We start from the raw sequence: 22673 nt of genomic DNA on the forward strand, positions 1-22673 counted from the left end.
ATGAACATTTACAATATAAAGAATTGGGATCTCCTTTCTGGGTAACTTTCTTTGTTTTAAAACCACCTTTAGTGATTTGTTTTTGTTTACCTGTGAGTGGGTCTTTGCCGACATCCATAGTAAGTGACATAAAGGAATTTATAAAAAAGGTTACTTCTCATTAACTTTGGATACAAGAGTAGTGTAGTAATGAAGATTTTGCTATTCATTTTTCGAATATTACTTTAAAATTTAGATAAAAAGATAGTATTACTTTTGATTAATTTTAAATGTCTAAATAGAGGGTGAATGCTAGTGTTTATAATTACACAACAGGACCAAAAGGATTTTAAAAAAAATCTGCTTTATAAAAAAGATAAGACATTTGTTGAATTTATCGTAGATAGTTATGTACATACCAAGGAGTTGTCTAATGATACTGATAGTCTATCTAATAAGGATAAATTAATGGAGTTAGAAAAGAATGAATTAAAGTATGTGAAAGCAAGAATAGAAAGTTTATCTGAGTACCATGATCCACTTAAAATGGATTCAATGATTCTACCAGCTGTTACGGTTTTATTTTCTGTTCTTGCCACTGGATTTTTCGTTAATGCAAAGATGATTAATGGATCCGCTGATTCTATGCAGATTAGTGGATTTACCGTAACGGGTTTCTGGATTTTTACAATCATAACTTTTATTCTTTTCGTATTGAGACCTGGGAAAAAAAAGCATAGTAAGATTATTTTCTTTAGTAAACTGGTTGACATATGTATTGAAGAGAAAGAACAGGAAGAGAGAAGAGAGCAGAAAGAGCAAGAACAGAAAGAGCAGGAAAAGAGAAGAGAGCAGAAAGAGCAAGAACAGAAAGAACAGGAAGAGCAGGAAAAGAGAAGAGAGCAGAAAGAGCAAGAACAGAAAGAACAAGAAAAACAGCGAAAAGAAAGTGGTTATAAACTATTACGTTTATACCTTGAAAAACTAGTTAAGCAAGAAGAAATGAAGGAAGTAAAAAGAAGCGGAAGAAAAAGATATAGAAAAAGATGATTCGGTAAAAAGCACACATTTAGGTGCTTTTTCTTTTACACGAAAGAAGCTCGAACGCGAGGTGGCAGGTGAAATGTAGATGGCGAGACAGCGTAGTCCAGACCGTGATAAAGCATTCGAAATATACAAAGCAAGTAATGGTGAGAAGCCACTTGTTGAGATTGCAAAGGAATTAAACTTAAAGCCATCTCAAATTAGAAAGTGGAAATCACAAGATAAATGGGACGAACAATTAAAAGGTAACGTTATTATTGCGAAAAGGAGCGTTACCAATGTAAAAAATCCCAAGACAAAAGCCAAGTTGAAAAAGATGCTAGATGATGAAGAGCTGACGGAACAAGAACGGCTCTTTTGTTTGTATTACGTGAAGTATTTTAACGGTACACAAGCGGCATTGAAAGCCGGTTATGCCAAGAGTAGCGCGCATGTTACGAGTAGCAGGTTACTGAGAAGAGAACGTGTAGCATCGTACATCCGAGAGCTTAAAGGTGAAATGGTTGAAAACATCTTTGTGGAAGCGATGGATGAAGAGAAGTAAAAAAAATATGAAGAACTTACGCAAATTTATAAACAGAAGCATAACGGGAAAATGCCAGTGATTCATTTCTTTACAGTAATCAAATACAGGGAAAAGAAACGGGAAGAGTTAGCAGCTAAGTATGATGTTTTTGTGAAGGTTTATGTAATAGAAGAGATATAAAAAAAGTGCTAACAAGTTTGCAAACGAACTTGCTAACACGTATACAAAATAGACATAAAATATCGCTGATATGTCATTTGAAAAAACAGTAATAATTTAGTACTTATAATGAACCACTATTTATTATAATAGAAATCGTAAAACATATCGTTTTACAAAAGTAAATGTATGCGGAGGGGAAAAGGATGAAGGGGACTAAAAAAGAGATTCATGTAGACAGCAAAGTAATTCCATATACACATATCGAAAAAGGTTCCAGTACGGTTTGCTTTATGTTCTCAGGTTCAGGATATAATTATGATAAACCGTTATTTTATTATGCGACGATGCTTATGCTCGAAAATAAAATAGATGTAGTACATATTCATTATTCTTATGACGAACAGGTAATGAATAAATCAATGGAAGAAATAACGAAAGTAATGATGGATGACATTAATCCTGTAATGAAGGAAGTATTAAAAGGTGAGCAATACAATCATACGATGTTTTTAGGGAAGTCACTCGGAACAATTCCAATTGCAAATGATTTAATGAAGAGAGAAGAGTTTTTACAGTCAAAAATGATACTACTTACACCTTTACTAATTTTTGATTCTATTTTTGATTCAATCCTACATAGTCATCATAAAGGGTTATTAGTAATTGGAGACAAAGATCATCAATATAATGCAAATCAAATGGTGCAATTAGAGAAATCTAAATTTAAGATAGAGGTTATTAAAAATGCTAACCATTCTGTGAACGTAGGAGAATTTGAAACCGAGAATTCAATCGAAGTAATAGCAAAAATAATAGAAAAGCTTAAAGAAGTTGTTAGGACAAACTAACCTATCAATACATGAAAAAAGAGGTGCAATTTGCACCTCTTTTTTATTTAATAAGCCCTCAACACATGAAGCAAATAATCCTTACGATTCAGCGGATTATAATCAACACGTTTTCGAGTAGGGAAGGGAGCCTTCAGTTTATTATAACCAAATGGCTTCGTTGTAAAAATACCTTCTCCTTCTGTAAAGGAATGAAGCATTCGCTTAAAATGCTCTGTTTTCGCAACAGGTAATGAGCCTGTTAACTGGTAAGAATCATTGTATAATCTAGGCTCGCTAAAAGTTGCTGGAATAGCAGCTAATTTATACATTGCGGTACTAATTGCGTGCTCCGGTACATTCAATTCAAACTTGTTTACTGGTTCATATACACATGTTTCAGCTTGCTTTAAAGCAGCCATTAAAACGAGTGGTGTTAAGTTTCTAAAGTCACTTGCTGTTGTAACCGGGCTAGCATAACCTGTATGGGTTAACGTGACGATAATGTCCGTAACTTCCCATCCGTATAAACCTTGTTTTAACGTTTGAAATACAGTATCTTCAATTGCTTTATGAAATGCTAATGGAAGTGATCCCAGTTCAACACCTAACTTATATGTTATGCCAGAATTCAGTTCACCACGTTCGATTTTAAAGCCGATTGTTGCGTAAAATGGATTCGCTTTTTCGCCCATTACTTCAACGCTATTCCCTATGCCAATGGGCTTCTCAATACAAACGACACGCGTATTTGAGAAAGTAACTTGCAAATTGTATTTCTCCAAAAGAGTTGTTTCAATTACTTCTTTTTGTACTTCACCAAAAAGACGAATATATAGTTCATTATGAATATCGTCTTTCCACACTTTAATGAGCGGATCTTCTTCACATAGCTCCATAAGTGCAGCGTATAGATCATGAATACGTTCGTTTGGTAATGCTTCAATAGCAGCTTCCATTTGTGGTTCGGCAAAGTGAATGTCTTTTATATAATCCGTTCGTTCACCGATAATATCACCAATTTTAATATCACTCAGTCCCCACACTTTGCAGAATTCTCCGCTAGAAACGATTGAAGCTTGAACAGCATTTCCGTTATGAAACATGCATATTTTCTTAATCTTTTCTTTATGCGCCAGAGCGTCATCACGCTGTATATCAACATATTTTCTAACGTGTAAACGACCTGAAAAAATCCTTACAAATGCAATCTTTTCCCCAGAAGGTTCACGTTCAATTTTAAACACAACACCGGATAATGTTTCATTTTCAGCAGGCTTATTAGCTGGAAATAAGGTTGAAATATTTTCGAGCAGTTCAGTTACTCCCATACCTGTCATAGCTGAACCGAAAAAGATAGGGAACACATTTGCTTGCGCTATTTGTTTAATGAGTTCCTTTCTTAATCGTGTGTCTGGTACGATTTCATTATTTACATATGACTCAAGTAACGATTCATTATATGGTGCTAACAGTTCCATATAATCGTCATATGATTTGTATGCAATAATTCGTGCTTCTTTCGTTCCTTCGTTTTCTACAGAGTAGAAAGGGAATGCTTCATTTGAAAGAATCTCTTTTATTTGCTTCATAACTTTTTCAGTATTTGCGCCACTACGATCAATTTTATTAACGAATAAAATAGTCGGTATGTTTAGTTTCTGTAATGTTCGCATTAAAATTTTTGTTTGCGCTTGCACACCTTCAGCGGCAGAAATAACTAAAATTGCACCGTCTAGAACACGAAATGATCGCTCCACTTCAGCGATAAAATCAGCGTGTCCAGGTGTATCAATGACATTTACTTTTAAGTTATTGATACAGAAAGAGACGACAGATGCTTTAATCGTAATTCCGCGTTGTCTTTCTAATTCCATTGAGTCAGTTTGCGTATTACCACTATCTACTCGGCCAATTTCTTTAATCACATTCGTTTCATAAAGAATACGCTCAGTCAAACTCGTCTTGCCAGCGTCTACGTGCGCGACAATCCCTATATTTATTGTTGTCATATGTGAATATCCTCATTTCATTTCCCATTTTTAATTCCTCATTTCTATTTGTGTATTGCCGCATTACAATCACTCTCCAGTCATTTGAATTAGTACTATTATAGTGCAATTAACATTATTTGTAACGCGACAAAGCGCCTTAATTTGGAAAAATATAAATGAAAACAAAATGCTTGCATTCTAAATCGATATAGATTATATTAATTGACATATCAACTATTGATACATCAAACATTTTTGTTTTGTATGTAAAGGAGGGGTAGTTTGACAAGTTCATGCTCAAAAGAAGCGATTATTTTATATAAATTACACTTTCTAAATAAAGAAGTAAGTTCGAAGTTTGAAGGTTGTACGGGTATGAGCCAGTCTCGATTAGAGCTTATACTTCAGTTATATGAAGTAGGTGAAATTAGTCAAAAAGCACTTCAACAAGAAGTGAATATTGATAATGCTGCGATAACGAGGCATTTAAAGCAGCTTGAGGCAAATGAAATGATTACAAGACGTAAAAATCCAGATGATAATAGAATTACATTGGTTTCTCTAACTGAGGAGGGACGAAATAAAATTCAGGCGTTTCAAGAGGAAAAAGAACGTTTTGCAGCTTCAGCATTTAAAGGGTTAAGTGAAGAACAGCGCGATAATCTTTTAACTATGTTAAATCACATTCAAGAAAATATAAAAGAACTATAAAAAAGGGAGAATTCAACTATGACTAACTCAGTAAAAACAAATGATTTTAACGAAATTTTAACAGGACGCCGTTCAATTCGTAAGTACGATCCTTCAGTGAAAATTAGTAAAGAAGAAATGACAGAAATTCTTACAGAGGCAACACTTGCACCATCATCTGTAAACATGCAACCATGGAGATTTTTAGTGATTGAAAGTGACGAAGCGAAAGCAACACTAGCGCCACTTGCGAAATTCAATCAATCTCAAGTAGAAACATCTTCAGCGATGATCGCTTTATTTGGCGATTTAAACAACTTTGATAACGCAGAAGAAATTTACGGTACAGCAGTAGAGCGCGGTTTAATGCCAGCAGAAGTAAAAGAAGATCAAATGAAAAAACTTTCAGGTTACTTCTCAATGGTTACACCAGAAGTAATGAAAGACACAGTACTAATTGACGGTGGTCTTGTAGCAATGCAATTTATGCTAGCAGCTCGTGCGCACGGTTATGACACTTGTCCAATTGGCGGATTTGAAAAAGACCAAATCGCAGAAGCATTCGGTTTAGATAAAGAACGTTACGTACCAGTTATGTTAATTTCAATCGGAAAAGCTGCTGACAGTGGTTACCAATCAGTACGTCTTCCAGTTGAAAAAGTGGCTGAGTGGAAGTAATTTTATCCCGCTTTAATGGGCAGTAAGACCCCCACCTCAAAATTTAGCGAAAGCAAAGAAGTTAGGTGGGGGATCAACTGCCCATAAAAGTCCGATTGGTTCAACTAATAATCAGTGGGGGATGAAGAAAACCCCCACTGATTAAAGTTTCACTTTATAAATACAGAAATAAGTGAGATATGAGAGGAGAAACACCATGATTATTATTCACGCAATATTTCAAGTAGATCCAGCAAAACAACAATCATTTTTAGAAGAAATTCGTCCGCTCATTCATAGTTCAAGAGAAGAAAGTGGAAATGTATCTTATGATCTTTATAAAGATACGGAAAAAGAAAATGTATATACAATGGTGGAAGTATGGAAAGATGCAGAGGCAGTTGCAAGTCATAATACGAGTGAACACTTCACATCTTTCGTTAGTAAAGTAAAACAGTTTTTAACTGCTCCTCTAGATATAAAAGCTTATAATGGAGAGTTAGTAAAATAATTTGGTGAAAAAGATGACTTTAGCGTGTTGCTGGGTCATCTTTTTTTATTTTTATAAGAATATATTTACTTCTACCACGAGGTGTTATAATTTGGAAATAAATAATTCTTAATTTTCAGAATAAATAAAGTTAGGAGATACATATATGAGTACATTAAAGAAAATTACGAACAATATTTCGAAGGTTATTATAGGAAAAGATGAAGCGATTGAACTTGCAGCTATAGCTCTTATAGCAAGGGGACATATTTTATTAGAGGATGTACCTGGGACGGGAAAAACAACATTAGCAAAAAGTTTGGCTAAAAGTGTAGACGCTAAATTTCAAAGAATTCAATTCACAGCGGATACTTTGCCGGGCGATGTTATAGGTCTCGAATATTTTAATGTGAAGGAATCGGAATTTAAAACGAGGTTAGGTCCTATTTTTGCAAATATAGTAGTAGTGGATGAAATTAATCGTGCTGTACCGAGAACACAATCTTCGTTACTCGAAGTGATGGAAGAACGTACTGTGACAATTGCGAAACAGACACATTCATTACCAGAACCTTTTTTAGTTATTGCAACGCAAAATCCTCTTGAATCGGCCGGTACATTTCCTTTACCTGATGCTCAGTTAGATCGATTTTTACTTACTATACGCCAAGGCTATCCTACGAGAGAAGCAGAAAAGGAGATGATGAATCGTTTCCAAATGAATGATCCGTTAGCAACGTTACATTCAATTATTTCAACTGAAGAAATTATTACAGTGCAAAAACGTGCAAAAGAAGTGTTAGTAGGGAATGATGTGCAAGATTATTTACTTGAAATTATTGAGGCAACGCGTAAACATGAGTTAATTGAAATTGGAGTAAGCCCGCGGGGGACATTGGCATTTATGAGAGCGATTCAAGCAAGGGCAATATTAAATGAAAGAGATTATTGTACGCCAGATGATATTAAGACACTCGCAGCATCTGTTTGCGCTCATCGTTTAACGTTAACGATTGAGGGGGAGATGAAAACGACGAAAGAACAAATCATGAAAGAAATTCTTCACATGATTAATGTGCCAGTGGAGAATGTACGATGAATCAACAGCTTGTGTATACATCTTTAGCGGAGCCTTTCGTAATGGGAGTTATGTCAGTTGTAGCCGTTATTTTATGTGTATTTTCAAGTAATCTACTGTTTTTATCTCTCGTATTTTTGTATGTAATTTTAATAGGTGCGATGCATGTATACATACGTAAAGTATCTCGTGTTGAATGGGAATACAGTCAAGGGAATTCAACTGTTTTTATAGGTGAAGCGAATGTGTGCAAAATAAAAATTTCAAACAAGTCGTTATTCCCTATTTTCAATATCGTATTTCGATTTAAATGTGAAAATAAGCTAACTTGGAATCATGATGAAATAAACAAAAATACGAATACAGGTTCAAATTATTATATGAATGTACATTTAAAAGGAAGAGAGTCAGTTTCATTTGATTTACAAGCTGTAGCTGTAAAAAGAGGAATTGCGAAATGGGAAGAAGTTGAAATTGTCATTACTGATCCTTTTGGATTCATAACGAACCATATAACATATAAACAGGTTGAAACGCCGTCCTATTTAGTTTTACCAGCTGTTCCGAAAATGCAAGTTCCTGAATTACAAGAATGGTCACGAGGGTTTCGAAAAGCGATGTCATCACCCTTATATGATGAAACGAAAGTAATGGGAGTGAAGTCGTATGAAAATGAAGATTTTCGTTCTATACACTGGAGTGCAACAGCGAAAACAGGGACGATAACCGCGAAAAAGTACGAGCGAACACAATCAGATAAATATGCGATATATCTCAACTTGCAAAATAAAAGCGGTATTTCTTTGAGAAATGATACAGAGGAACTCATTGAATTAACAGCAGGCATATGTAAACAGCTGCTTATTCAAAACTGTTCATTTGAAGTTTGGATCAATAGCGTAAAAGATAATGGATTGTTGCATATAAAGAACGGTCATAACCGGAAACATTTGCAAAATGTATTAAAAGTACTCGCCTCAATATCGGACCAAGATACCCCTGTATCTTCTACTTATTTTTACACAGCAGGCTTTCGTCGAAAAGAATTGGATGCAGTGCCTTTAATTCTTGGTACTTCCCCAAGGAAAAACAGCAGAACGAATAAATGGGTTGTAATTAAAGAATAAGAAGGGGGTTATGTCATGGCTAATAAAGAGCGACATATGAAGGTGAAGATTTGGAGTATTAGAGTTTTCATGATACTTTTCTTTACGGTTAGTGCGATAACGTTATCACAAGGTGTTGTGCATGTGCAAGACATAGTAAAAGGGCTTTTTTCTAGTAAGACGGAGACAATATCGGAAAGAAATTATGATTTTACTACTGTAGACGCACAGTTTGATGAACCTGAAAGAATTATAGATGAAGAAACAGGAGTTGTAGATACAAGAACAAAAATAGATAGGGAAATTCCACTTTTTGTACGAAAAAATTCATGGACTGATGTGTTTTCTGTTCTTTCAAATGCATGGATTAGTGTCGTTTTTTATGTAATTATTGCAGTGGTGATTCTATATGCTTTTTATAAATTAAAGAGGAAAAAGGTAACGAATTCAGAAATAGAACAGGATAAACATTCGATAACAAAAGAAAATACGGGTAAAACCGAAAAGAACAAGAAAGTGATGCATCAGTTTGAACAGCCGATACCTAAAGATACGATAAGGAAAACGTTAGTTGAATGGGAAAGAACTTTACCTTTTCACGAACAGCGAAGGTCCTATGAAACGATGCAACAATGGTTAAGCAGAATTTGTAGAACGCGAGATATTATTCCGATATATGAGTCTGTCCGATATGGAGAAAAGACTTATACGGAGTTAGATGTAGAGAGGACTGTACGATGGATAGAGCGAGACGGGAAAGCGTGACATTAATATAAGTAAATGAAATTAACTGTAAATTGATTTCATTTACTTATATTTAATTACATGGTAATGTATACTTACTTTTTTATATCTCTACCAATGGAAAAGGTAGCCTTAGTAGAGTATTGCTCGTTGAATTTTTTTTGAGGTTATCTTCACTTCATCAATATAGAATGAAAAAGAGATAAATCAATTACGGGTATCATGTAAATAAAAAAATATAATTTATAATTAAATTTTTGTAAGGGTGTGAAAATAGAATGAAACCGGTATTGAAAAACATACTCCTTTCCTTTGTTTTTTCTGCAGCAGGGATGTGTTGGTTTCTGCTTATGTTAGTTAGAGGAGGTGGAGACTGGTTATTGTCTTGGGTAGGTGTATTCATGGCCTTTTTATCTTTATACACGTTAATAGATTTATATTGTAAGTATACATACGATAAAAAATGGAGTAAATTGTTTATCAAAGCAACAGTTACTACCTTTAGTTTTGCAGTATTGGGAATCACCTTTGGTATTGTACACGAGCTATTACAGCCATGGAGTCTCAGTTTAATGGTTTGGTATTGGTTGTTAGTGTTACTTTTATTTGTAACGACCATAATATTATTAGTTTTTGTATTATTTGTTAATCGTAAAAATTATAATATTCCTGGGAGATATAGAATACTTATACTGCTTAATCTATTTCTTACGTTAGCACCAGTGCTGTGGCCATTAATACTTACTATTATCGGGAATGGCATGAACGCTAGTACAGGATGGTAAAAGTAAATGAACTAAAAAGTTGATATAGGGTTTTAAATATGTAAAAGAACGAGTTTTCATAAATTGAAAACACGTTCTTTTTTTATTTTCATACATTACTTTTTCTCATCTAGGCGTCTAATTTTGAAAGTAAGTATTTCGTAAGGAATGGATAAGAAAAAAGAGAGTTTTATCATTTAGGATGAAAGTATAGCTTGAATCAATACGATATGAATAGAGGAGAGAAAGCCTTATGAAAAAATGTTATTCCATTAAGTTAGCGAGTTTGGCAGTTTTATTAGCGGGTACTACTTTATTCACACCCGGTTTTACTGTGAAAGCAGAGTCTATTCAAAATATTTCTAATTCATCAGAAGCACATGATCAAAAGAATCGGAATGGTTGGAAACAAGTCATGCAGGAAACAATCCAAATTGGAGCGCCAGGGGTATTAGCTAAGACGTATAATAACGGGAAAATTAGTAGTTATAATGCTGGTTTGGCGGATTTAAATAGTAAGAAACCAATGAAATCGGATTATCGTTTTCGGATTGGAAGTGTGACGAAGACTTTTACTGCTACGACTGTTCTTCAATTAGTAGGAGAAAATCGTGTGCAGCTTGACGATTCGATTGAAAAGTGGCTGCCCGGCCTCATTCAAGGAAATGGTTATGATGGCAATCAAATTACGATACGTCAACTTTTGAATCATACGAGTGGTATAGCTAATTATTTAAAGTCAAAAGACGCTGATATTATGAATTCGAAAAAAACGTATACAGCAGAAGAAATAGTAAAGATAGGACTTGCTCTACCTCCAGATTTTTCGCCAGGTAAAGGTTGGTCGTATTCAAACACAGGATACGTAATACTAGGAATGCTTATTGAAAAAATAACGGGTAATAGTTACGCAGAAGAAATCGAAAAGCGCATTATTGAACCTTTGGATCTATCAAATACGTTTTTACCAGGGAATTCACCCGTTATTCCAGGTAAGAATCATGCAAGTGGATATATGAAAATTGATGAAAAAAGTGAATTGAAAGATATGACGTATTATAATCCGAGTTTAGCTAATGCAGCTGGAGATATGATTTCTAATGCGGACGATTTAAATAAGTTCTTTTCATCCTTACTTGGTGGTAAGTTATTGAAGGAACGCGAGCGAAAAGAAATGCTTACTACAGTTCCTGTAGAAGGAAAAGGGGTTGGTGATGGATATGGTCTTGGAATCTATGAGACTAAACTTCCAAATGGTGTCTCAGTATGGGGTCACGGAGGATCAATTCCTGGGTTTATGACTTTTGCTGGTGGAGTAATTGGAGGCAAGCATACATTTGCTGTCAATGTGAACTCTTTAGGTCCGGCTGATATTCTTACGCAGTTTAATAAAATGATGCAAATTGAATTTAAGAAATAAATGAAAAGAATGGGATCCTGTTTTCAAGGACAGTAATAGCATTCATAGTATGACATCAAGTGTAATTCAATCATATAGTTTAGTATAAAAAAGGATGTCGATTATATAGCATCCTTTTTTATTGAGAATCAAAGAGGTATGTACTGAATTTTGAAAATTGTTATTTTTACAATCATTCCATATAATGAAGGGGACAGGGGTTATACAGGGGAATTATGAATGGAGAATACTTTAGTTTGTTAATTGTTTTTATTTTAATAAATAAAAGTAAATAGATGTGGAGTGAAATTCATTGGGAGAAAATCAGTTTAGATGGAGTAACAAGCAATTAAGAGAACATGTTGAAGTAATAGATGGTAAAAGAAGTCCGCACATTTTATTTAAGAATGCAACGTATTTAAATTCCTACATGCGCGAGTGGGGGCAAGCAAATATTTGGATCTATGATGACCGTATTGTCTATGTAGGAGAAAAACTACCAGCGCAACTACAAGAATGTGAAGTCATTGATTGTGATGGAAAGTATGTAGTTCCTAGTTACATAGAACCGCATGCACATCCGTATCAATTATATAACCCAGAGACGTTAGCAAATTATGCGATGCAATTTGGGACGACGACTTTTATTAATGATAATTTAACTTTATTTTTCACATTACAACGTGAAGAATCATTTCGTTTATTAGATGATTTTGAAAAAATCCCAGCAAGTATGTATTGGTGGTGTCGTTTTGATGGACAGACCGAATTGCAAAACGGGGAATCTTTATTTAATCGTGAAGAAATAACAGAGTGGCTAATGCATAAAGCAGTTCTTCAAGGCGGCGAGCTAACAGCGTGGCCAAAGTTATTACATGGCGATGATGAAATGTTACATTGGGTGCAGGAAACGAAACGATTACATAAAAAAGTAGAAGGGCATTTTCCAGGAGCATCTGAAACGACTTTAGCGAAGTTAAAACTGTTAGGTACAGATTGTGATCATGAAGCGATGACAGGACAGGAAGCTTTTGCTCGTCTTATGCAAGGTTACACGGTTTCCTTAAGAAATTCTTCAATCCGCCCAGATTTAGAAGTGTTACTGAAAGAATTGTTGGAACTAGGAGTAAAACAGTTTGATAGATTCATTCTTACTACAGACGGCTCACATCCTTCATTTTATGAAAATGGAATGACAAACGTAATGATATCAACCGCGATAAAACAAGGAGTGCCAATAATAGATGCTTATCATATGGCAAGCTATAATATCGCTCGTTATTATAATATGGAGCATCTACACGGTTCAATTGCGACAGGTAGAATTGCTAATATAAATATTTTGGAAAGTAAAGAAAACCCGGTTCCAATAAGTGTAATTGCAAAAGGAAAATGGGTGAAGCGTGACGGAATAAACAATAATGAATCAGTACGAATAGAATGGAGTCAATTCAAAGTAACACCATTATTATTAAACTGGTCTATAGAAAAAGAGGATATGATTTTTTCTCAAAAAGTGGGTATACAATTATTAAATAACGTTATAACTAAACCATACACGACTGAAATTGATTTAAACCGTGATGAACTTTCTCTAGATCATGATGAGTGTTTTCTTATGATGATTGCTCGTGACGGTACGTGGCGAGTGAATACAGTTGTCAAAGGCTTTGCTAAAGAATTAGGAGGTCTTGCTAGCTCGTATTCTGGTACCGGAGATATCATTCTTATTGGAAAAAATAAAGAAGATATGCTTATAGCTTTTCATAGAGTAAAAGAGCTTGGCGGGGGAATAGTAATAGCTGAAAAGAATGAAGTATTACACGAAATCGCATTACCATTGCTCGGGATTATGTCTAATTTGAAAATGAATGAATTAATACAGGAAGAGAAACAGATGGTGAAATTACTACAAGAGCGTGGTTACGCGTATGACGATCCGGCATTTACCATTTTGTTCTTTTCTGCGACGCACTTGCCTTTTATACGGGTAACACCTATAGGGCTATATGATGTGAAAAATAGTAGGGTACTGGACTCACCGGTGAATTTGATAAAGCAATGTTAATATGAAAGGCCCTATAAAAGTCCAATTTATAGGGCCTTTCACATTGTTAGCATAAGAATATTGTGAGCCTCAAATAATATAGTATCTAAATTACTTGAGGTGAAACGTAAGTATGAAAAAAATATTGTATATTTTAAGTGTATTTATATTATGTGTATCTATTCAACAAGTTGTACATTCTCAAACAGATGCACCAGAGCTATCTTCTGATTGTCTTGAAAAAAGGGAAATTCGAGATGAGAAGTATGTGAAAAACATTATGAGGGACATTCAATCTACGTTTGATTTAAATATTGATGAACACAGTTTTTGGGAAGTGAGCCAAAGAGACCTGGATGCTGCACATTTAATGTATGGCGGAAGAGAAAATGATTCTTATTATAATTCGCTAACTAAAATTTATGATAGTGGTGGATTTAGAGAGCAGCCTAGTTTATTTGTGGCATTGCAAGAAGCATTTTTACTTTATAAAGAAAAAGATAATATCAATGTAATGAAACACTTAAACCTAGATGTTGAAAAAGGGGAATGGATCGTTATAGAAACGAAAAAGAAGAAAGGGAAAAAGTGAAATTCAAGCCGTTGCAATGTGAAAAAGATTATATGAAAAAGAGAAATGAGTACCATAATCTAAAATGAAATAACGGAATTTTAAGTGAGGAAAATTTGTTGATAATTGTAAATGAAGTGGTAGAAATTCCTAGTGATTTTGCCATAAAAAAACGTCATTTTTTATTTTTAAAATGACGTTTTTTTATATACTTAAAGCTTTTGCATCGCACTTTCAATCCTCTTCACCAAATCAGCTGACACTTTATGAAAATACCCTAAAACGACCTTTCTAATATCTTCGGAGATAACTTTCAAATCACCAGCTAAATTTTCAGCAAGATGTTCTTTTTCAATCGGTTTTAACTTCGCATAAAATTCGCCAGGCTGCGTAAAGTCATCCTGTTTCGTAATAGAAGTTCTTTCAAGTTTACCTTCAACGTATCTTCCGTCACCGCTCGTAATTTGATTAGCAGGTGTCCAATTTTGCTGTTGGTTAATCGGTAATTTGCGGAATTCAGATCCAATTCTTCTTCTTTGAGAATCACTATAAATGTTAGCGCGTCCTTGCAACATTTTATCATCTGATAGTTCTGCACCGTCTAGTAAATTAGAAGGGGAGAAGGCGACTTTTTCTACTTGCTCCATATAATTTTCAGGATTTTTATTTAATACCATTTTGCCTACTGGTATAAGAGGGTACGACTTTTCATCCCATATTTTTGTATCATCTAAAGGGTCATAAGAAAGATGTTCTTCATCTTTCGGATCCATGAGCTGGACATATAAACCGTATTCTACTGGCTTACCATTTGCAATTGCATCATATAAATCTTTCCCGCTATAATCAGGGTTTTCAGCAGCTAGTTTATTCGCTTCCTCATTAGTAATCATTTGTACACCTTCAAATGGGTACCAATGATACTTTACATACTTGCGGTTACCTTCTGCATTTCTCCAAACATATGTATTTACACTATGTCCTGGGATACGTCGAAGACTTTTGGCCGTACCAACATCAGAGTATAAATGGACAACGAAATGAATGGATTCAGGTGCTCTAGCGACAAAGCTCCAAAATCTATTCGGGTCTAGTAAGTTATTTTTAGGTGAAGGTAATAACGCTTGAATTGTTTCTGGGAAACGCATTGGATCACGAACAGAAAAGACAGGGATGTGGTTACATAAAAGATCGAAAATGCCTTCCTTTGTATAAAATTTTGTAGCAAAACCGCGTACATTTCTTGAAGTGTCAGGTGTTCCTTTCGTACTAACAGCTAATGAAAATCGCACCATAACAGGAACTTTCTCATTAGAACTTTGTAGAAAGCTTAGTGTCGTATGTTCAGACATGGGATAAATTGTTTGAAAATAACCGAACGCACCAAATCCTTTTGCGTGAACAGGTCTTTCTAAAATTTTTTCGTGAATAAATTCTTGTAACGTCTCGTGAAGTACACTATCTTGCTTTAGAACAGGTCCACGTGAACCAACTGTTTGAGAGTGAAGTGTAGCTTGTTCATTACGTTCTCCACTTTCATTAAAGTCTTTCCCTAGTAAAGGTTTCTCCTGTTTATCGTTGTTTTCATCCATCGAAATAGCCTCCAAATCTTTTTTGTCCATTGTTACTAAATATGATTTTATAGCGTTGATTATGAATGACACGCAAAGTTCAAAATAGCTACAGACCGCTAGATGAAAAAAACGAGTATGTAGTGGACCTGTTGGAATAGAAGAAATTATGGAAAAATGAATATCGGGAAGAAAATTACTATTAAAATTTCAATCTTAAAAATGAATTTATACATGACTTTATAGAAAATGAACATAAATAAACAGGGAAAATAACTAGGAGGAATTTAAAATGTCGGATTGGTTTCAATTAGATAAAGAATATATGATGCCTACTTACTGTCGTACGAAGGTTGCGATAGAAAGAGGAGAAGGATGTAAGCTTTATGATGTGGATGGTAAAGAGTATGTAGACTTATTTTCTGGTGTCGGAGTGAATGTATTAGGATATAATCACCCGAAAATCGTGCAAACGACAATGGAACAAGTTACGAAATCGTTGCATCTACCATTTCATTTTTTAAACCCAGTTGCTATTGAATATGCAAAGAAATTAGTCGATTGCTCTTTAAAAAACGGAAAAGTCTTTTTTACAAACTCTGGTACGGAAGCGACAGAAACGACATTAAAATTAATTGATAAATATAGAGCTAATACGGGTGAAGAACGTGAAGGAATTGTAGTGCTGAAGAATAGTTTCCACGGGCGTACGTTAGGAGCACTTCATTTTACGAGACAAGAAAATGTATATCAAAATTTCCCGAAAACATCGATTTCTGTATATGAAGTAGCGCGAGAGAATATAGAGCAATTAGAAGAAACAATTGTTAAAGAAAATCCAATTGCGATTATGCTAGAGCCGGTTTTAGGAAGCGGGGGTATTTATCCTTTATCAGGTGAATATTTACATGGTGTTCAAAACTTATGTGAGAAATATAATGTATTACTTATCGTTGATGAAGTACAAAGTGGTATGGGGAGAACTGGTAAACTATTTGCTTATCAAAATTTTAATATTACACCAGATATTATTCAAATTGGTAAAGGAGCAGGAGGCGGGATACCGCTTGGAGGAATCATTGTAGGTGAAAAGTTATGTGATGTATTTGCACCAGGAGATCACGGCACAACATTTGCTCATTCATCAATGGGAACGGCTTTAGGGCTAACAGTATTAAACACATTGATTGACGATGGTTTAATGCAAGAAGCGTATGAAACGTCACTATATTTACATGATAAATTGCAAGAAATTCAGAAAGAAAATTCGTATTATATTGGGGAAGTACGTCATGCTGGCATGATGTTTGGAATTAGTTTGAATGATACAAATGAAAACGTAAAGAATTTACAAGTAGAGTTAATGGAGAAAGGGATGTTAGTTGACGTTACACAAGGGAATATCATTCGTTTACTTCCTCCATATATAATTACTAAAGAAGAAATTGATGCATTTGTTAAGGAGTTTATTTCTTGTATGCAAAGTTTAGCAGCTACAAGTGTTTAAAAACTTTAATGAAAAATCACCTTATTGTTAATGCAAATAGGAAGAAAATAGTGGTAAAAAAATAAATTTACGTAAAAAAATAAAAAGCTGAAAAAGGTACTCATATAGCGCCTTCTTCAGCTTTTTAAAATACTAAAATTACTTAACTTAGAGAGCATCTCATTGGACAAATAATTAATTATGTGAAACAATAATAACAGATAAGGAGACATTAATTTTCCTTAAGTGCTTCGAATTAATTTATTCAATAAGAGAAGGTGTGCTTAAAGAAGTTAAATTAAATAAGGAGCTGTTTTATTGTATGCAACAAAATAATGATTTAAATTTTGAACCTCAAGACGTTAATATTGTCAATCCTAAACAAGCCAGGAAAGCAGTAATTGCTACTGGTATTGGGAATGCAATGGAGTGGTTTGACTTCGGATTATACGCGTATTTAGCGGTAATTTTAAGTCAATTATTCTTCTCAGGTGTTGATAATAGTGGATTGCAACTTGTACTTACATTCGGTACATTTGCAGCAGCCTTTCTCGTTCGACCAATCGGAGGTGTATTCTTTGGTAGAATAGGAGATAAGTACGGCCGAAAAATCGTGTTAAGTACTACTATTATTTTAATGGCACTTTCTACATTATTCATCGCATTACTACCAACCTATGAACAAATTGGTGTATGGGCACCAATACTACTTTTAGTTGCCCGAATGATTCAAGGCTTCTCTACAGGCGGCGAATATTCAGGTGCAATGGTTTATATCGCAGAATCTTCTCCAGATAAAAAGCGTGGTATACTCGGTAGTGGTCTTGAAATTGGAACACTCTCAGGTTACATTGCTGCATCGGTAATTGTTACCATTTTGACGTTATTGTTAACAGATGAACAAATGCTCAGCTGGGGCTGGCGTATTCCTTTCTTAATAGCTGCACCAATTGGTTTGGTCGGTTTATATTTACGCCGTCATTTAGATGAATCTCCCATCTTTGAAGAGATGGAAAAAGCACAAGAGGAATCTGAAGACAACGAACAATTTTCATTTATGGATATATTAAAATATCACAAAAAAGACTTCTTATTAAGCACAGTAATTGTCGCCTTCTTTAATATTACGAACTATATGATTCTTTCGTATATTCCTTCTTATCTAACTCAAGTACTTAAAGTCAAAGAAACAACTGGCTTATTAATTATTTCTATTACGATGGCACTTATGATTCCACTAGCACTATATTTCGGTAAATTAAGTGATAAAATTGGTAATAAACGCGTCGTGCAAATTGGTTTACTTGGTTTAACAGTATTTGCAATTCCAGCATTTTTACTAATCGGTAACGGACATATTGCAGCTATATTTGCAGGTATTTTCATTTTAGGATTCTTCCTAAGCGTATATGAAGGAACATTACCTTCGTTATTACCATCACTCTTTTTCACCGATGTACGTTATCGAGCGCTTTCGATCTCATTTAATATTTCTGTATCGATATTCGGTGGTACAACGCCGCTCGTATGTTCATACTTAGTTCATGCAACTGGTAACCCGCTTGCACCAGCATTTTATTTAGCAGGTGTTAGTGTTATTGGATTAGTCGTATTTAGTGTATTATTCGTTACAACATCAGGACGTGCGCTAAAAGGTTCATATCCTACAGTAGAATCGAAAAAAGAAGCACACCAAATTGCTAAAGAAGACCCTGAAGAAACACTTTGGTGGCATGAAGAGTCATTAGAAATTGAAGCAGGGAAAAACGCTTCAATTTAAAAAGTAACGTAGAAGTATAAAAAGACTCCTATGAAAATAGGAGTCTTTTTGTTATGTTATTTCTTTCTTTTCTTCAAACTCTTCTGATACATATAAAGCTTATGAACCTCCTCCTTAAATTCCTGAAGTAGCACCATATCCTCACCATTTGAATAACGTACTGTATTATAAGCATCTATAATAATATGACTCTCAATATTTACATTTTCTTCAATATTTATTCTATCTAACCATGCTTCAACAGTTTCTCCTCGTTTTCTATTTAAAGGAGGAGTTAACTTACTTTCAAGTTTGAAAATCTCTTTTCTAATTTCGTTATGTGGTGGTTTGTTTCGTCTCAAACGTTTTTGGCTCATACCTTCTTTATCAGTAATGATAGTAGATTCGAAGACAGGCATATTTGGTAAACTGAATTGTTTTCGTCTTTTTATTATTTTCCAAACGACGTAAATAGCAATGGTTGTACATACTATAATTGTAATGCTATTTATGAGAGTTGGATCAAAATCACGCTGTCCAAATTCCTCCTTAATTTGAGGGTCTTTTAGATTTCCTTTATTCGACCAAAAATCGTCTGTCTCTTTGGATTCAGCTGCTGAAAATAACGGATTGATAGCATATCCGAATCCTAATGCAACTACTTGGACAATATAAGAAAAAATAAGACGTACATAAGGGAATACTAGAATAAGTAAAGCGCTAAATGTTCCAATTGTAATAATAGAAGTAAAACGTAATAACTGCTGATTACGATTGGAACCTGTTAACCAAAATGCAATCATAATGTGTAAGACTAATAGTAACAATTTCCATAATGGTGGAAAAGGTGCATAAAATATAGCTGAAAAGACGAACCATACAATACCACCTAATGACTTTTGAACTGGATATCCAGGACCGACTACATGTACGATAAAGAAGAAAAGCGGTAACATAATTGTGCCAAATAGAGAGAAAGAAAGAAGGATTGAGCAACCGATTATTTGAGTAAGTAACAGTATGACAAATCCTATTGTTCTTTTCTTCATAAATGTATGAATTAGAAATACACCCATATAGCCTGTTGCTAAAAATATAGCAACAGCAACAAGTTCATCTCTTTCCGTTAATAATGAAAGGAGGAGGAGCAGAATAAAGTCATGAACGTGATAGAGCCAAGTTTTCAAGTTGTTCCACCATCCCTTCGTTATTTATGAGAAACGTAGGCTGAGAGAGAAGAGGGAGTTCATTTCTCTGTAAACCAATGTATATCATTGTAGACGATCGTTCTCTTTTTCTCGTTACATAATGAAGAAATCCCTGTTTCGGAAGTAACGTACTATCATCTGAAATACGCGCTAATTCCTCTAAAGATATTCCGTAATGTGTTTGTCCTTCATTTAATGGTAAGTGAAGAGGACCACCTTCAGCTAATGCACTAATGAATAATTCATATGGTATTTGATGCTTCGTTGCGTATTGGCAAATGTATGTTGCAAATGAAATAAGGTCTTCTATATTATCCTTCCAACCAAACCCGCGATCAGCAGCTAAAGAAAGACAAATCGTCCAACTATAATTTTTTACAGGCTCATATTGCTTCGCCTGTAATGATTGCATTTTAGCAGATGCTTTCCAATGAATAGAACGGAAAGACTCACGTTCATATCGTTTAACTCCAATAATAGATGTTTCATCATTGTAAAAAGAAAAATTCGTTCGGTGAGATCCATTTAAAAGTTGCTGCAGTTCTTGCAAACCTGCTACTTCCTTAGGAGAAGGGTACACAATAATTTCAGTTCGTAATTTATCGAAAATAGGTAAATGTACAGTTAAAAGATGAAAAGGATCTTTCAAAACGCATTCGAACTGTTCAATTTGAAACACACCACGCTTCGTCGCGGTTAATGTTAAATCCCATTTTTGCGCCGAATGAGCAGGTTGTGAAAACGGAAAAGAAAATAACGTTTTTGATATTTGTTCAATTCCTTGATCTTTTTGTGGTAGTAATGACGGATTTAAATGAAAATAACAAACACCGTTAACGAGTGGTATATTTGCTCCATTTTTTAAATGAATGAAAAACTGTCCAGATTCATTAGGGAATAACCGAGTTGTTTGTTTCTCGTTTACCACTTGAAACCTTTTCTCTATATAAGCGACATATTTATAAATGAAAATCGCAAATAAGTAATAGAAGAAAAAGAGAAACATAATAATTCGTTGTGGCATAAAAAATGTAAATAGTATAGCGCCTGGGACAGTTAGTTGAATAATATGGAGTTGGAAAAATAACGGTACCGTTACAACGCGCTGTCCATTCATGCTTGCTCAATCTCCACTGGTACGTCAACTTCTTTTAAAATTCTTTTCATAATTTCATTTTTTGTCGTACGTAATGCGCCTTCCATTGATAGGACGATACGGTGATTCCAAATAGAAGGAACTAAAAATTGTATATCTTCAGGCGTACAATATTCTTTCCCTCGTAAAAATGCTAATGCCTGTACGGCGCGCACTAAAGCAAGTGTGGCACGTGGACTTACACCGTTAGCGATGTAATCATGATTTCTTGTAGCATGAGCAAGTTTAATAATGTAATGTTCTAACGGCTCTGATACGAAAATTTCTTTTACTCGTTTCTGTGCCTCTAAAATGTCTTCTAAAGAAATAACAGACGTGACGCTTTCTAGTGGTACGTCGCTACGAAAACGTCGCATCATTTGTAGTTCATCCTCTGGAGATGGATAACCAATTGAAATTGTCATTAAAAAACGATCAAGCTGTGCATCTGGAAGAGGAAAAGTTCCTTGTGATTCAATTGGATTCTGCGTCGCAATGACAAAGAACGGTTTCGGAAGAGGGGTAGATTGCTTTTCAAGCGTTACTTGTCGTTCTTCCATCGATTCTAATAAACTAGACTGTGTTCTCGGCATAGCGCGGTTAATTTCATCCGCAAGCAAAATATTGGTCATGACTGGTCCAAGTCTTAATTCGAATTCACTCGTTTTCGGATTGAAATATTCAATACCTGTTACATCACTCGGAAGTACATCCGGTGTAAATTGGACGCGAGAAAAATTACCACCAATACTTTTAGAAAGTGTTTTCGCAAGTAACGTTTTCCCCGTACCAGGCACATCCTCAAGCAGTACATGTCCATCAGCAAGCAATGAAACGAGTAATAGATCAATAACATTTTCTTTACCGACAAAAACTGATCCTATGTTTTCTTTCAATTTATTTATCATATGTATCATTCCTTTCAAAATATAAACGGATATTTCTATATTTTAACAAATTATTCAGAAAATTGGTATGATTTTTTAATTCAAAGAAATAAATATCCAATTATTAAATTATACTTGCATATTTTGGAATGTAGTTATAAAATATCGATATACGATGTATCGCATGTCGATATATCACAAAGCGATGTATCGGAGGTGGTTATAATGAATACGAAAGCGAAAAAATATATTCCGTTAACAGAGGCGACATATTACATATTGTTATCACTAGTGAAACCAATGCACGGATACGGAATTATGCAAATGGTAGAAGAAATGACAAATGGGGAAGTAAAGCTCGGTCCAGGTACTTTATACGGGAATACGACAAAGTTACTAAAAGAGAAATTAATAGTTGAAGTGGCTTCTACAGATAGAAAGAAGTGCTATGAATTAACTCCGTTTGGGAAAGAAGTGTTGGAGCTAGAGTACAACAGATTACAGCGTTCGGTTAAAAATGGGAATAGTATATTAGGGGAGTGAATGGAA

The 22673-nt window shown here is 34.6% G+C and carries 19 protein-coding genes and 4 pseudogenes; 17 read left to right on the top strand and 6 right to left on the bottom strand.

Annotation, left to right across the window (positions count from 1 at the left end):
• Positions 1 to 34 precede the first annotated feature (34 nt).
• A pseudogene (locus MR113_RS05110) lies at positions 35 to 130 on the bottom strand (Arm DNA-binding domain-containing protein); the annotation flags it as partial.
• A gap of 164 nt (positions 131 to 294) precedes the next feature.
• Between MR113_RS05110 and MR113_RS05115 the strand changes: the two are divergent.
• The 4 genes and pseudogenes from MR113_RS05115 to MR113_RS05130 all read left to right on the top strand — a co-directional run bounded on the left by MR113_RS05115 (position 295) and on the right by MR113_RS05130 (position 2559).
• Complete coding sequence (locus tag MR113_RS05115) at positions 295 to 1029, top strand: hypothetical protein (protein ID WP_313895075.1); 735 nt, start codon at positions 295 to 297, stop codon at positions 1027 to 1029.
• Positions 1030 to 1108: 79 nt separating this feature from the next.
• A pseudogene (locus tag MR113_RS05120) lies at positions 1109 to 1555 on the top strand (terminase small subunit); the annotation flags it as partial.
• Positions 1556 to 1567: 12 nt separating this feature from the next.
• Positions 1568 to 1729: pseudogene (locus MR113_RS28715) on the top strand (replication-relaxation family protein); the annotation flags it as partial.
• A 185-nt stretch (positions 1730 to 1914) separates the two neighbouring features.
• Positions 1915 to 2559: an alpha/beta hydrolase gene (locus tag MR113_RS05130; RefSeq protein WP_242251819.1), complete on the top strand. Its 645-nt coding sequence runs from the start codon at positions 1915 to 1917 to the stop codon at positions 2557 to 2559.
• Between the two features lie 47 nt (positions 2560 to 2606).
• On the opposite strand, the gene MR113_RS05135 is transcribed toward MR113_RS05130, so the two are convergent.
• The gene (locus tag MR113_RS05135; RefSeq protein WP_242251821.1) at positions 2607 to 4550 is read right to left on the bottom strand and encodes an elongation factor G; all 1944 of its coding nucleotides are present in this window, start codon (positions 4548 to 4550) and stop codon (positions 2607 to 2609) included.
• A gap of 264 nt (positions 4551 to 4814) precedes the next feature.
• On the opposite strand from MR113_RS05135, the gene MR113_RS05140 reads away from it, so the two are divergent.
• From MR113_RS05140 to MR113_RS05185, 10 genes and pseudogenes are all read left to right on the top strand, one after another.
• Positions 4815 to 5243: a MarR family winged helix-turn-helix transcriptional regulator gene (locus tag MR113_RS05140; RefSeq protein WP_000204169.1), complete on the top strand. Its 429-nt coding sequence runs from the start codon at positions 4815 to 4817 to the stop codon at positions 5241 to 5243.
• A gap of 18 nt (positions 5244 to 5261) precedes the next feature.
• Positions 5262 to 5900 (top strand): nitroreductase family protein, encoded by a 639-nt coding sequence (locus tag MR113_RS05145; protein WP_242251823.1) that lies wholly within the window; start codon positions 5262 to 5264, stop codon positions 5898 to 5900.
• Positions 5901 to 6096: 196 nt separating this feature from the next.
• The gene (locus MR113_RS05150; RefSeq protein WP_000583826.1) at positions 6097 to 6390 is read left to right on the top strand and encodes a putative quinol monooxygenase; all 294 of its coding nucleotides are present in this window, start codon (positions 6097 to 6099) and stop codon (positions 6388 to 6390) included.
• A 145-nt stretch (positions 6391 to 6535) separates the two neighbouring features.
• Complete coding sequence (locus tag MR113_RS05155; protein ID WP_242251826.1) at positions 6536 to 7468, top strand: AAA family ATPase; 933 nt, start codon at positions 6536 to 6538, stop codon at positions 7466 to 7468.
• Positions 7465 to 8574, top strand: a complete 1110-nt coding sequence (locus MR113_RS05160; RefSeq protein WP_242251836.1) for a DUF58 domain-containing protein — start codon at positions 7465 to 7467, stop codon at positions 8572 to 8574. The genes MR113_RS05155 and MR113_RS05160 overlap by 4 nt, the downstream gene beginning before the upstream one ends.
• Positions 8575 to 8589: 15 nt before the next feature.
• On the top strand, positions 8590 to 9318 hold the full coding sequence (locus tag MR113_RS05165) for a signal peptidase II (protein ID WP_242251847.1): 729 nt from the start codon (positions 8590 to 8592) through the stop codon (positions 9316 to 9318).
• Between the two features lie 257 nt (positions 9319 to 9575).
• Positions 9576 to 10082, top strand: coding sequence for a DUF3902 family protein (locus tag MR113_RS05170; RefSeq protein WP_242251848.1), 507 nt, complete (start codon positions 9576 to 9578; stop codon positions 10080 to 10082).
• A 232-nt stretch (positions 10083 to 10314) separates the two neighbouring features.
• The gene (locus tag MR113_RS05175) at positions 10315 to 11481 is read left to right on the top strand and encodes a serine hydrolase domain-containing protein (protein WP_242251850.1); all 1167 of its coding nucleotides are present in this window, start codon (positions 10315 to 10317) and stop codon (positions 11479 to 11481) included.
• A 292-nt stretch (positions 11482 to 11773) separates the two neighbouring features.
• Entirely contained in the window at positions 11774 to 13528 is a 1755-nt protein-coding gene (locus tag MR113_RS05180) for an adenine deaminase C-terminal domain-containing protein (protein WP_242251862.1), read from the top strand.
• A 112-nt stretch (positions 13529 to 13640) separates the two neighbouring features.
• Positions 13641 to 14167: pseudogene (locus tag MR113_RS05185) on the top strand (hypothetical protein).
• Positions 14168 to 14290: 123 nt separating this feature from the next.
• Here the strand turns inward: MR113_RS05185 and MR113_RS05190 are convergent.
• Positions 14291 to 15670, bottom strand: coding sequence for a catalase (locus MR113_RS05190; RefSeq protein ID WP_242251864.1), 1380 nt, complete (start codon positions 15668 to 15670; stop codon positions 14291 to 14293).
• A gap of 271 nt (positions 15671 to 15941) precedes the next feature.
• Between MR113_RS05190 and MR113_RS05195 the strand changes: the two genes are divergently transcribed.
• Entirely contained in the window at positions 15942 to 17156 is a 1215-nt protein-coding gene (locus tag MR113_RS05195; RefSeq protein ID WP_242251875.1) for an aspartate aminotransferase family protein, read from the top strand.
• A 301-nt stretch (positions 17157 to 17457) separates the two neighbouring features.
• Positions 17458 to 18915, top strand: coding sequence for an MFS transporter (locus tag MR113_RS05200; protein ID WP_001186929.1), 1458 nt, complete (start codon positions 17458 to 17460; stop codon positions 18913 to 18915).
• A 56-nt stretch (positions 18916 to 18971) separates the two neighbouring features.
• Here MR113_RS05200 and MR113_RS05205 read toward each other — a convergent pair whose 3' ends face one another.
• Genes MR113_RS05205 through MR113_RS05215 form a run of 3 tightly spaced genes read right to left on the bottom strand, consistent with a single transcriptional unit; the run spans position 18972 to position 22145 of the window.
• Positions 18972 to 20081, bottom strand: a complete 1110-nt coding sequence (locus MR113_RS05205) for a DUF4018 domain-containing protein (RefSeq protein ID WP_242251878.1) — start codon at positions 20079 to 20081, stop codon at positions 18972 to 18974.
• Positions 20053 to 21219 (bottom strand): DUF58 domain-containing protein, encoded by a 1167-nt coding sequence (locus tag MR113_RS05210; RefSeq protein ID WP_242251880.1) that lies wholly within the window; start codon positions 21217 to 21219, stop codon positions 20053 to 20055. The genes MR113_RS05205 and MR113_RS05210 overlap by 29 nt, the downstream gene beginning before the upstream one ends.
• Positions 21216 to 22145 carry an AAA family ATPase gene (locus MR113_RS05215; protein ID WP_242251882.1) on the bottom strand — a complete coding sequence of 310 codons (930 nt, stop codon included), beginning with the start codon at positions 22143 to 22145 and terminating at the stop codon, positions 21216 to 21218. The genes MR113_RS05210 and MR113_RS05215 overlap by 4 nt, the downstream gene beginning before the upstream one ends.
• 204 nt (positions 22146 to 22349) lie before the next feature.
• Here MR113_RS05215 and MR113_RS05220 point away from each other — a divergent pair, with 204 nt between their 5' ends.
• Positions 22350 to 22667, top strand: a complete 318-nt coding sequence (locus MR113_RS05220; RefSeq protein WP_098586346.1) for a PadR family transcriptional regulator — start codon at positions 22350 to 22352, stop codon at positions 22665 to 22667.
• Positions 22668 to 22673 lie beyond the last annotated feature (6 nt).

Source organism: Bacillus cereus group sp. BfR-BA-01379 (assembly GCF_022663605.1).
GTDB lineage: Bacteria > Bacillota > Bacilli > Bacillales > Bacillaceae_G > Bacillus_A > Bacillus_A mobilis.